Raw genomic sequence first — 11088 nt, forward strand, 5'->3', positions numbered from 1 at the left:
AGTGTTGATCAGCGAACCGACGCGCCTATTTGGCAAGCGCGAGACCGAGTCCACCGTGTCGGCGCGCTGGATCATGGCGCTGGCCCTGCTGCTGCTGGCGGCCGGCTGGTTGCCGGTGACCGGCAACGAGCTGCTGGCCTCGCGCATCTTCCCGACCTGGCTGCACACGGTGTGCGAGCTGGCCGCCGTGCTGGTGAGCCTGCTGGTGTTCGCCTCGGTATGGACCGCCAGCTTCCACGACCGCCAGCACCACACCGTGCTGCTGGGCGCCGGCTTCATGGGCGTGGGTCTGCTCGACCTGGCCCACCTGCTCTCCTACAAGGGTATGCCGGACTTCATCACGCCCGCGGAGCCGCAGAAGGCGATCGTGTTCTGGCTCTGCGCGCGCTATCTGGCCAGCCTGGTGCTGCTGACGCTGGCGCTGCAGCCGCATGCGCGCACCACCAGCCGCGCCGACCGCGCCCTCATGCTGGCCCTGAGCCTGGGCTTCGTGCTGGCCTGCCTGGGTCTGGCGCTGTGGGCACCCGAGCTGTGGCCGCGCTTCTTCATCGAGGGTCAGGGCTTGACCAAGCTCAAGATCGTCGCGGAATACGGCCTGATCCTGCTGCTCGTGCCCACCGCCTTGCTGCTGCTGCGCCGCGGCGCACGCGCGCGCTTCAACAGCGCCGACCTGGCCAGCGCGGCCATCATCAGCATCCTCAGCGAGCTCTGCTTCACGCTCTACGCCAACGTCAACGACCTCTACAGCCTGCTGGGCCACCTCTACAAGATCGTGGCCTATTACTTCATCTTCCGCGCGGTGTTCGTGGTCTCGGTGCGCGAGCCCTACCGGCGCCTCAGCGAGGAGATCGACGAGCACCGCCGCACCGAGCAGCGCCTGGAATACCTGGCCCACCACGACCCGCTCACCGGCCTGCCCAACCGCGTGCTGCTGCACGACCGCATCGAGCAGGCGATGGCGCAGGCGCGCCGCGATGGCGGCAAGTTCGCCGTCGTGCTGATGGACCTGGACCAGTTCAAGAACGTCAACGACTCGTTGGGCCATGGCGCCGGCGATGCGCTGCTGCTCGCGGTGGCGCAGCGCCTGCGCGCCAGCCTGCGCGAGACCGACACCATCTGCCGCCTGGGTGGCGACGAGTTCCTGCTGCTCTTCCACGACCTGCGGGAACGCGAGGCGGTGCTGCCCATCCTGGCCTCGCTGCAGGCGCAGCTGAGCACGCCGGTGGCGGTGGAGGGCAACGAGATGCGCGTCTCGGCCTCCTTCGGCGTGACCTTCTATCCGGACGACGGGCGCGACCTGGAGACCCTGCAGCGCCAGGCGGACACCGCCATGTACCGCGCCAAGGACAGCGGCCGCAACACCTTCCAGTTCTTCGACCCCAGCATGCATGCCCAGGGCATGGAGCGCATGCAGCTGCAGCATGGCCTGGCCAAGGCGCTGGAGCAGGGCGAGTTCGAGCTGCATTACCAGACGCAGGTGGAGCTGGCGACGGGCCGGCGCGTCGGCGCCGAGGCCTTGCTGCGCTGGCGCCGCGCCGATGGCAAGCTGATGCCGCCGGCCGAGTTCATCCCGGTGGCCGAGCAGACCGGCCTGATCGTGCCGATCGGCGCCTGGGTGCTGCACGAGGCCTGCCGCCAGGCGGCGCAGTGGCAGAACGAGCGCCAGGGCCGGCCGCGCATCGCCGTCAATCTCTCGGCCCTGCAGTTCCGCCAGGGCGATATCGAGGCCACCGTGCAGTCCGCGCTGCAGGCCAGCGGCCTGCCCCCCAGCCAGCTGGAGCTGGAGCTCACCGAGTCCATCCTGATCGGCGACCCGGCCAGCGTGCTGGCCACGGTGACGCGGCTCAAGGCCATGGGGGTGAAGCTGGCGATCGACGATTTCGGCACCGGCTATTCCAGCCTCGCCTACCTGAGCCGCTTCCCGATCGACAAGCTCAAGATAGACCGCAGCTTCCTGCACCAGCTGGACGATGCCAGCCAGGGCGCGGTGATCGTCGAGGCCATCATCGGGCTGGCGCGCAGCCTGGGCCTGCGCACCATCGCCGAGGGCGTGGAGACCGAAGCGGTGGCGGCGCGGCTGCTGCAGCTGGGTTGCCAGGAGGCCCAGGGCTACTACTTTGCGCGGCCCGTGCCGGCCAGTGAATTGTTCAGTTAGAAGGCAAACTGCAGCTGGGCGGAGAACATGTCGCCGCGCCGGCCATAGGTGGAGCCCCAGAGATAGGCGAACTGCCAGTTCACCGCCTGACGCTCCCCGACCGGCAACGCCCAGTGCAGCACCGGCCCGACCCGGTGCGACTGTTTGGCGCGGGCGTCCCAGGCGCGCCAGTTGCCCAGCTCGCTGAAGCCCTGCACGCCCAGGCGCAGGCCCGGGGCCAGGCGGCGCTGCAGCTGCCATTGCAGCTTGAGCTGGGTGCCGCCGTCGGCGGCTTTGCCATAGCCATGCTCGAACAGGGCGTTGAGGTTGATCTGCCACAGCCCCCATTCGCTCTGCCACACCGGCCCCCACTCGAGCGCCGGCCCGGACTCGTAGCCATGCAGCTGGCTGAGCTGGGCATGCAGGGCCAGATCGAAGGGGTATTGCCCCTGGGTGAGCATGAACTGGTTCTGCCAGCTCACGCTGCTGAGCTTGAAACTGCTGGCCTCGGTGCCGATGTAGCTGGCCAGCAGGCGGGTGGTCCAGCGCGGCCCGAAGCCATGGGCCAGGCCCAGCTCGGGCCAGAGCGTGGCCGGGCGGCCGCCGCTGGGCTTGACGGTCCAGTAGCGCAGCTCGAGCAGGGTCTGGCCCTCGTTGTCGTAGGGCGTGAGCAGGTAGTAGCCGGGATCGGCCAGCGCCGACCCCATCCTCAGGGCGATCCCGCATCCCAATGCGACTTTACGCAGCACCGCGTACCTCTCTGCTCGCCAGTCTCAAGCGCAATGTAGCGCCTGCGGCTACCCTGGTGTTCTCCCGCTTACCGGGCTGCGCGCTGCACGCACACAATGAAGTCAGTGCTCACGCGTGACGCGAGCCCATCCCATCGAGCCCAGCAGTTCCCTCATGTCCTACAGCCCCGCCGCCAGCGCCTCCGCGCGATCGCGCACCAGCCTGATCCTGGCGGGGGTGGGCCTGATCGTGGCGCTGCTCTCGGGCGGGTTGCAACTGCAGCAGGAAACCGCCAGGCATGCCGAGCAGCTGGCGCATGAGTTGCGTACCCTACCCCTGCTCTATGCCGAGCCGCTGGCCAAGAGCCTGGCCAGCGCCCAACCCGAGCTGACCGACCTGCTCTTGCGCAGCATGCTGGCGCGCCAGGGCGTGCATGGCGTGGAGCTGCAGGTGCACGACGGGCGCCGCTTCGTGGCGGGCAGCACCACGCATGACGAGGGCAGTGCCCACAGCGAATTCAATCTGCCGCAGAGTGGGCAGGGCGAGATGATGGGCTCGGTGAAGGTGCTGTCGGAGGCCGCCAGCCTGCGCCACACCCTCAGCCAGGAAGCCGCCTGGGCGATGCTGATGCAGCATCTGCTGCTGGTGCTGGTGCTGGTGGCCGCCGCGGTGGTGGTGGTGGATCGCATGCTGCTGCGCCATCTGCGCCGCCTCAGCGCCGACGCCCAATCCTTCGATCCCACCCAACCACCCAGCCAGTTCGCCTGGCTCGATGAGCAGGGCGGGCGCAGCGCCGAGCTGCAGGAGCTCAACCATGCGATCGCCCATGTGCACTCGAGCATGGGCGAGCAGCTCAAGCGCGAACACAAGCAGGCCCAGGCCCTGCGCGCCGAGATCGAACGCCAGAGCCAGGCCCTGCGCGCCGCCGAGCAGGCGCTGGAAAGCAAGAAGCGCGAGCTCTCATTGCTGAGCCGCACCGATGTGCTGACCGGCCTGGCCAACCGGCGCGAGTTCGACGACGCGCTGCGCCGCGAGTTCAAGCGCGCCCAGCGCCAGCACAGCCTGCTGGCGCTGGCGGTGCTCGACCTGGACCACCTCAAGCCCTACAACGAGCTGCATGGCCATGCCGCCGGCGACGAGTTGCTGCAGCGCTTTGCGCGCCTGCTGGCCGAGCGTTTCAAGCGCGACACCGATCTGGTGGCGCGCCTGGGCGGCGAGGAGTTCGCCTGCCTACTGCCCGGCTTCGATACCGCCAGCGCGCAAAGCCTGCTGGAGCAGCTGCGCGAGGATTGGCGCGGCCTGGCCCTGCCGCATGGCGCCAGCCCGGTGGATCAGATGGTGACGGTGTCGATCGGCCTGGCCGGCTATGGCGCCCAGCACCCTTACCTGAGCCCGCAAGGCCTGCTGCAGGCGGCCGACGAGGCGCTCTACATCGCCAAGCATGCCGGCCGCGACCGGCTCAGCCTGGCGGCCTGACCGGCCTTACTGGGTATCGCGCCCGCGCGATTGCGCTTCCAGCAGCTGCTCGCTGACGCGGCGCGCGGCGCGCAGCACCAGGGTCTCGTCCAGCTGCGCCTGCGGCGCGATCGCACGCGCCACCGCCTCGACCTCGTCGGGCGTGTTCAGCAGGGCCCAGGCCACCGTGGAGATGGCGCAGATGCTGCGGCGCTGCAGGCTCTCGGGCATGTTCAGCTCGGCCTGCACCTGCACGTGGTAGCGCACGCTGGCCACCGCCGCCGGGGCCAGGCCCCAGCTCTCGCACAGCGCCGCGCCCAGCGCGTCGTGGCTGACGCCGAAGGCGGTGTGCTCGAGCTGCACCAGGTCGCTGTCCTTGGTGGCGGCGCGCAGCATGGCCGGGTAATGGCCGGGCGCATGGCGGTAAAGCACCGCCTTGCCGCATTCCTCGAACAGGCCGGCCGAGTGCGCTGCCCAGGGGTCCACGCCCAGCATCTGACCCATGCGGCCCATCAGCAGGCCGCGCTGCGAGGCGCGCGACCAGATCGGCTCCAGCTCGGCGGCGGGCGGGAAGGCGGCGCGCAAGCCCATCTCGAAGGTGATGGCGGCGACCTCGCGCATGCCCAGGTAGGTGAGCGCCTGGTGCACCGTCTGGACCCGACCGCGCAGGCCGTAGAGCGAGGAATTGACGGCCTTGAGCACCGCCGCCGCCAGCGCCATATCGGTTTCCACCAGCGCCGACACCGCTTGTAGATCGATGTCCTCGGCCGCCATCAGCAGCGAGAGCTTGACCAACACCTCGGGCTGGGTGGGGATCTCGATATCAAGCGCGCGCAATTGTGGATCGACCGGCATGGTGGGTGACGTAGTTATAAGTGTTCCCTATGGTAGCGCCTGCCGCCGGCGGGCAGCCAGCCACCTTGGGGGGATCACCGCAGGAAGGCGTCCCAGCCGGTCTTCAGGATCAGCGCGCTCACCACCAGCACGAACATGCCGCGCACAAAGCCGGCGCCGCGCGCCAGGGCCATGCGGGTGCCGATCAGGCTGCCCAGCACATTCGTCACCGCCATCACGGCGGCGATCTGCCACCAGACATGGCCCTTGAGCGCGAACAGCAGCAGGGCCGCGCAGTTGGTGGCGGTGTTGAGCAGCTTGGCGCTGGCCGAGGCGTGCAGGAAGTCGAAGCCGAGCAGGCGCACGAACAGGAACACGAAGAAGCTGCCGGTGCCCGGGCCGAAGAAGCCGTCGTAGAAACCGATCAGCAGGCCGATGCCACTGGCCACCCAGGCCTCGGCGCGCCCGCTGTAGCGCGGCGCGTGGTGGCGCCCCATGTCCTTCTTGGCCAGGGTGTAGAGCAGCACGCCCAGCAGGATGAAGGGCAGGCTGCGGCGCAGGCCGCCGGCGCTGACCAGGGTGACCGTCCAGGCCCCGACAAAACTGCCCAGCAGCGCGGCGGCGGCGGCCGGTGCCAGGGCGTGCCAGGGCAGGGTGACGCGGCGCGCGTATTGCAGCGTGGCCCAGGCCGTGCCCCAGACGGCGCCACCCTTGTTGGTGCCGAACAGCGTGGCGGGCGGGGCCGTGGGGAACACGCTGAACAGCGCCGGCACCAGCACAAGGCCGCCACCGCCCACGACGGCATCCACAAATCCGGCCAGCAGCGAGGCCAGCGCCACGGTCACAAGTTCCAGCATCTTCGGTTCGGCGCCACGAATAAAAACGGGCACCGTTCGGTGCCCGTGAACTGTGACAGTGTCACTGAATTCGTTCGAGTTGCTCTGCTGTGTTTGTCTCCTCAGCCCCCGTAGGCAAGCGCTATTCGCACAACGCTCGCGTCGAGTGGGGCCAATGTAGGGTTAGCTGCCCATGCACGCACTTGGGGTTTCCACGCGGCGACGCGCACCAAATTGGCAATGTTTGGATGTGCTTACTTTCACATAAAGCTTCTATTTATATGAACAAACCTTCTGTGCCCGCGCAGATGCTGCGCTGCCTCGTTTCCCCGTTGTGTTGCATTTGTGCGATAGCTGAGCCAAGCCTCCCGGCTCAGCGGAACAGCGGCAGCGCGGCGATGCGGGTCTCGATCTGCGCCAGCATCGCCTGATAGCCGGCACCGCCCACGCCGCCATAGCGGCGCTGGAATTCGGCCTCGCTGAGGAACTCGGGCAGGTCGGCCACCGCGGGCATGTAGTGGCTCTCCGGCAGCGGCCGGCGCAGCTGCTGCTGCAACTGGCTGGCACGCTCCATCGCCATCAGGCCCAGCCGCGTGCCGGCCTGGTCGGCGGCAATGTCGTTGAAGCTGAAGCCACTGCCGCCGCGTGCGTCCGCCAGTTCCTTGTAGACCCCGATGGCCTTGGACATGGGCCCGCCACCCTCGATCGCCAGCGCCGCCGAGATCAGGAAATGCTGGGAGAAATCGTCCCGGCCGGCCAGCGTGACGGTGAGCGGCGTCGCGCGCGGCCAGCCACGCGCCGCCGGGATCAGCTTGCCCCAATGCTGGCCGCTGGCGTGCAGGGCCAGGGTCAGCACCGCCGCACGGTTCTCCTGCATCGCGTCTTCGCCCTGGGCGCTGCGCTGGGCCGCCAGCTCGAACAGCGGCGGCATCAGGGCCGCGAGCGAGACCGCGCTGCCGGGCGCGAAGGCCTGGCTCGCCGCCACCAGGCGTTGCTGGTAGAGCTTGAAGCGCGCCTGCTCGGCCGGCTTCGCCCAGACGCCCAGCAGGCGGTCGAGGCTGTCCTTGCGCCATTCGTAAACCACCAGCAGGCGGTCCGGCGCAAAGCTGATCTGGTGCAGCATCTCCACCGGCACGGCGCTGCCGGCCTGCTCCATCAGCTGCTGCAACACGCGCCGCAGCAGGCGCTCGGACAACCAGTCGGGCACCGGCAGCCGGCCAAGCCGGAGCCGGCTCACCAGCGGCCAACCGGGCGCTTCCAGCAACTCGGCGCGCAGGTTCAGCCATGGCCCCGGCCAGGGCAGCGGCAGGCGCAGGCTAGCCTCCAGCCCGGCGCTGCCGGCGCGCAGGCGCAGCCGCACGGCCATCGGTCGCACGCTTTGCCCAAGCTGATTGACCAGCAGTTCCAGCTCGCCGGCGCTGAGCCTGGCCACGCGCAGGCCCTCGTGCGGGTCGCGCCGCGGGTCGTTGCGGCTCAGCACGGCGCGGGCACGTTGCACCTCGGCCGCATTCACTTGCAGCGGGTTACGCACCAAGGGCTCGGCCTGCAGGCCCAGCAACACGAGGCAGATCACGCCGATCAGGAGCAGGGACAGGAGCAGCAGCAGGCAGCGCACAAGCATTCTCATGCCCGGCAGTCTGCCATCTGCCGGCAGCGGGGCCATGGACAATGCCGCGATGCCCATGGACGACCCCAGTGCCGCGACGCCACGCCTCACCCTCCTGACCCTGGGTCGCGGCGAAGGCTGGCTGGGCATGCGCGCGCATGGCAAGCTGGGGCCGCGCGGCGATCAGCTCAGCCTGCTGCGGCTGGAGGGCCTGGCCGCCGATGACGCGCGCTGGCCGCAGTGGCTGGCGCTGGGCGTGCAGCCGGTGGACCCGGCGATGCTGCAATGGCGCCATCCCGCCCTGGGGCAAGACCTGGCCCCCTGCTGGACCTTGATGCAGGAGGAATTCTTCGGCGACTTCCGGGCCGATACCGTGCCGGCCCTGCAGGCCCAGGGCTGGCAGGTGCAGGTGGCGCCCGGCTTTGTGCATGAAAGCCTGCCCGTCGATGCCTGGCACCTGGACATCGCCGACGAGCAGGCGCCGCAGGTCGAAGGCCTGGGCCTGGCGCGCCGCCAGGGCTCCTGGTTGCTGAGCCTGGGCATCGAGGTGGCCGGCGGCGAGCGCCTTGACCTGGCGCCGCTGATCGCCAACCTGCTGCGGCGCGACAAGCGCTGGCTGGACGCCAACGCCATCGCCGAGATGGACGACGAGGCCATCGTCAGCCTGCGCGCGCCCGGCGGCCGGCGCGTCCATGCCCTGGCGGGGCCGCTGAAGGCCATCATGGCCGCGCTGCTGGATCTGCTGGGCAGCGCCAAGCTGGGGCAGGCACCGCTGCGCCTGAACGCCTGGGATGCGACGCGCCTGGCGCTGCTCGACGAGGTGCCCGACCACCGCTGGCAGATCCACGGCGATGCCGGCCTGCGCGCCATGGCACGGCGCCTGCTGGCGGCCGGCGCACCCGCTGGCGTGCCCGAGCCGCCCGGCCTGGGCTTGCGCCTGCGGCCCTACCAGCTGCAGGGGCTGGCCTGGCTGCAATACCTGCGCGAGCAGGGCCTGGGCGGCATCCTGGCCGACGAGATGGGCCTGGGCAAGACCGCGCAGGCGCTCGCCCATGTGTGGCTGGAAAAGCTCACAGGGCGGCTGGACCGGCCCGCCCTGGTGGTGCTGCCTACCTCGCTGCTGTTCAACTGGGCCCAGGAGGCGGCGCGCATCACGCCGGGCCTGCGCGTCGTCGTGCTGCATGGGCCGGAGCGGGCTGCGCTGTATACCCAGCTGGGCGAGGCCGATCTGGTGCTGTGCACCTATGGGCTGATGTGGCGCGACCTGCGGCCGCTGTCGGCCCAGCCCTGGCATCTGCTGATACTGGACGAGGCACAGGCGGTGAAGAACGCCCATGCCCGCAGCGCCCGCGCGCTGCGGCGCCTGCAGGTGCGGCACCGCCTGGTGCTGACCGGCACGCCGCTGGAAAACCACCTGGGCGAGCTGTGGGCCCAGTTCGACTTCCTGATGCCGGGCTTTCTGGGCGATGCGCGCGGCTTCGCCCGCATCTGGCGCAAGCCCATCGAGGTGAACGGCGAGGGCCGGCGTGCCCGCCTGCTGGCCGCGCGGGTGCGCCCCTTCATCCTGCGCCGACTCAAGAACGAGGTGGCGGCCGAACTGCCGCCGCTGACCCAGCTGGTGCAGCGCGTCAGCCTGCAGGGCAAGCAGAAGCAGCTCTACGAAAGCGTGCGCGTGGGCGCCGACCATATGGTGCGGCGCATCCTGGCGCGCCAGGGCTGGTCGGCGAGCCTGATCTCGGTGCTCGACGCCATGCTCAAGCTGCGCCAGGTCTGCTGCGACCCGCTGCTGCTGAAGGGGGTGCAGATACCGGCCGGCATCGAGCGCGCCAAGCTGGCCTGGCTGCGCGAGCGCGTGCCCGATCTGCTGGCCCAGGGCCGGCGCCTGCTGCTGTTCTCGCAGTTCACCGAGATGCTGGACCTGGTGGAAGCGGAGTTCCAGGCCCTGGGCCTGCCGCTGCTGAAGCTCACCGGCGCGACGCCGGCCGCGCAGCGCGGCGCCATCGTGCAACGCTTCCAGGCGCGCGAGGTGCCCTTGCTGCTGGCCAGCCTGAAGGCCGGCGGCGTGGGGCTCAACCTCACCGCCGCCGACACCGTGATCCATATCGACCCCTGGTGGAACCCGGCGGTCGAGGCCCAGGCGAGCGCGCGGGCACACCGCATCGGCCAGGATCAGCCGGTGTTTGTGCACCAGTTGGTGGTGCAGGGCAGTATCGAGGAGCGCATGCTGGAGCTGCAGCAGCGCAAACGGGCCCTGGCCGAAGGTCTGCTGGGCAGCGACAGTGGCGAGGGTCTGGCCAAGTTCAGCGCGCCGGAACTGGAGCGCCTGCTGGCACCGCTGGACGAAGCGGAAAAAGCCGATTCAGAATGACAAAGAGCGCCACGGGGGCGCTCTGCGGGGGGCCGAGCGAGGGCTCAGCGCTTGCGGTCGAAACGGATGGCGCGCGCCAGGCTGCGGCGGTCGCAGCCGAGGCTACCGGATTCAAACGCTTCGTGCTTGCGACCCTTGTCCGTGTTCCATTCCGGCATCGGAATGCGACGGGGTTGGGGTTCGGTGCGATGCTGGGACTTCATCATGGCTTGAGACCTTTTGGTAAACGCCCGGGAGCTTCAATCCCGATCCGTTGCCAGGTTCAACGCCAGTGCTGGAAGCTTGGTTGACAACATTTCTTCAAAAATATTCGCACCAGAATGGTGCTAGAACGCGAGCTTGACCCCCAGGCTCAACAGCCGGATACGTGGCCGCTCGGCCTGCTGGGCGAGCGCGGCATGCAGGCTCCAGTCGGGGCCGGCGGCCCAGCGAAGGCCCAGGGCCAGCCAGGGCTTGCTGCGGTCATCGCCATACCATTCACCCAGCACATCGACATTGGCTGTGGCCGCGTACTCCAGGGCCAGGTTCCAGCTGCGCGTGTCCAGGCCCGCCAGGCGGCTGTGGCTCCAGCCCAGGTTGGCATGGCCGGTCAGGCCGTCAAGCAGGGCCTGGCTCCACACCAGGTTCAGATAGCTGCTGTCGTGCTGCAGCCGCCGGCCCTCGGCACGCTGGGCCTGCACGCCCCAGGCCAGGGTCAGGCCCGGCGCCGCGGCCTCACGCACCAGCAAGGCCGTCTTGCCGCCCAGCTGCAGCGTCTGCACGCCCGCGTTCCGCCCGATCCCGAGCGCGGCCTGGCTTTGCGCACCGAAACCGCAGCCCAGTTGGCTGCCCCAGGCCTGGGTGCTCGGCGCGTCGGCCTGACGCTGGCGGGCGGCCAGCCACTCCAGCTCGCAGGCCTGGGGTGCCAGGACGTCGGCGTCTTCGGTCAGCAGGGGGCGCCCGGCCTGCGCCGACATCGCCCCGGCAAGCATCAGCAAGGGAAATAAGTTATTGCGAATCATTTGCATTTATTCTTGCAGCCTGCGCGCCTGGCCGGTTTGCGCGCGATCAAAATCGGCCACGTCGCCTGGGTGCAACGCAGCATCGCTGCCAGGCTTGGGAATTTGGCTAAGCTGCGCCCCATGCC

9 protein-coding genes are annotated in these 11088 nt (G+C 69.5%); 3 read left to right on the forward strand and 6 right to left on the reverse strand.

Annotation, left to right across the window (positions count from 1 at the left end):
• Window position 1: 1 nt before the first annotated feature.
• Window positions 2-2155 carry a putative bifunctional diguanylate cyclase/phosphodiesterase gene (locus tag AC3WQY_RS04170; protein ID WP_492706046.1) on the forward strand — a complete coding sequence of 718 codons (2154 nt, stop codon included), beginning with the start codon at window positions 2-4 and terminating at the stop codon, window positions 2153-2155.
• Here AC3WQY_RS04170 and AC3WQY_RS04175 read toward each other — a convergent pair.
• Entirely contained in the window at window positions 2152-2841 is a 690-nt protein-coding gene (locus AC3WQY_RS04175; RefSeq protein ID WP_492706048.1) for a hypothetical protein, read from the reverse strand. The genes AC3WQY_RS04170 and AC3WQY_RS04175 overlap by 4 nt on opposite strands.
• Before the next feature lie 196 nt (window positions 2842-3037).
• Between AC3WQY_RS04175 and AC3WQY_RS04180 the strand changes: the two genes are divergently transcribed.
• Window positions 3038-4339 carry a GGDEF domain-containing protein gene (locus AC3WQY_RS04180; protein WP_285234387.1) on the forward strand — a complete coding sequence of 434 codons (1302 nt, stop codon included), beginning with the start codon at window positions 3038-3040 and terminating at the stop codon, window positions 4337-4339.
• A 6-nt stretch (window positions 4340-4345) separates the two neighbouring features.
• Here the strand turns inward: AC3WQY_RS04180 and AC3WQY_RS04185 are convergent, their stop codons facing one another.
• From AC3WQY_RS04185 to AC3WQY_RS04195, 3 genes are all read right to left on the reverse strand, one after another.
• Window positions 4346-5173, reverse strand: a complete 828-nt coding sequence (locus AC3WQY_RS04185) for an HDOD domain-containing protein (protein ID WP_285234388.1) — start codon at window positions 5171-5173, stop codon at window positions 4346-4348.
• Window positions 5174-5247: 74 nt separating this feature from the next.
• Window positions 5248-6009: a TSUP family transporter gene (locus AC3WQY_RS04190; protein ID WP_425334674.1), complete on the reverse strand. Its 762-nt coding sequence runs from the start codon at window positions 6007-6009 to the stop codon at window positions 5248-5250.
• A 352-nt stretch (window positions 6010-6361) separates the two neighbouring features.
• Window positions 6362-7615, reverse strand: a complete 1254-nt coding sequence (locus tag AC3WQY_RS04195; protein WP_492706051.1) for a hypothetical protein — start codon at window positions 7613-7615, stop codon at window positions 6362-6364.
• A gap of 34 nt (window positions 7616-7649) precedes the next feature.
• On the opposite strand from AC3WQY_RS04195, the gene AC3WQY_RS04200 reads away from it, so the two are divergent.
• Window positions 7650-9962 carry a DEAD/DEAH box helicase gene (locus tag AC3WQY_RS04200; RefSeq protein WP_492706053.1) on the forward strand — a complete coding sequence of 771 codons (2313 nt, stop codon included), beginning with the start codon at window positions 7650-7652 and terminating at the stop codon, window positions 9960-9962.
• A gap of 44 nt (window positions 9963-10006) precedes the next feature.
• Here AC3WQY_RS04200 and AC3WQY_RS04205 read toward each other — a convergent pair whose 3' ends face one another.
• Together AC3WQY_RS04205 and AC3WQY_RS04210 are read right to left on the reverse strand one after the other, a co-directional pair.
• Window positions 10007-10168, reverse strand: a complete 162-nt coding sequence (locus AC3WQY_RS04205) for a hypothetical protein (protein WP_285234391.1) — start codon at window positions 10166-10168, stop codon at window positions 10007-10009.
• A gap of 120 nt (window positions 10169-10288) precedes the next feature.
• Entirely contained in the window at window positions 10289-10963 is a 675-nt protein-coding gene (locus tag AC3WQY_RS04210; RefSeq protein WP_492706055.1) for a PA4824 family protein, read from the reverse strand.
• Between the last annotated feature and the right edge of the window lie 125 nt (window positions 10964-11088).

The organism is Roseateles sp. FW301-B2 (assembly GCF_058788955.1).

What these genes read in the sequence shown, in the direction of transcription:
- AC3WQY_RS04205 (WP_285234391.1), bottom strand. Translation starts at nt 10,168, where the DNA reads ATGATGAAGTCCCAGCATCGCACCGAACCCCAACCCCGTCGCATTCCG.
- AC3WQY_RS04195 (WP_492706051.1), bottom strand. Translation starts at nt 7,615, where the DNA reads ATGAGAATGCTTGTGCGCTGCCTGCTGCTGCTCCTGTCCCTGCTCCTG.
- AC3WQY_RS04200 (WP_492706053.1), top strand. Translation starts at nt 7,650, where the DNA reads ATGGACAATGCCGCGATGCCCATGGACGACCCCAGTGCCGCGACGCCA.
- AC3WQY_RS04180 (WP_285234387.1), top strand. Translation starts at nt 3,038, where the DNA reads ATGTCCTACAGCCCCGCCGCCAGCGCCTCCGCGCGATCGCGCACCAGC.
- AC3WQY_RS04185 (WP_285234388.1), bottom strand. Translation starts at nt 5,173, where the DNA reads ATGCCGGTCGATCCACAATTGCGCGCGCTTGATATCGAGATCCCCACC.
- AC3WQY_RS04175 (WP_492706048.1), bottom strand. Translation starts at nt 2,841, where the DNA reads ATGGGGTCGGCGCTGGCCGATCCCGGCTACTACCTGCTCACGCCCTAC.
- AC3WQY_RS04210 (WP_492706055.1), bottom strand. Translation starts at nt 10,963, where the DNA reads ATGATTCGCAATAACTTATTTCCCTTGCTGATGCTTGCCGGGGCGATG.
- AC3WQY_RS04190 (WP_425334674.1), bottom strand. Translation starts at nt 6,009, where the DNA reads ATGCTGGAACTTGTGACCGTGGCGCTGGCCTCGCTGCTGGCCGGATTT.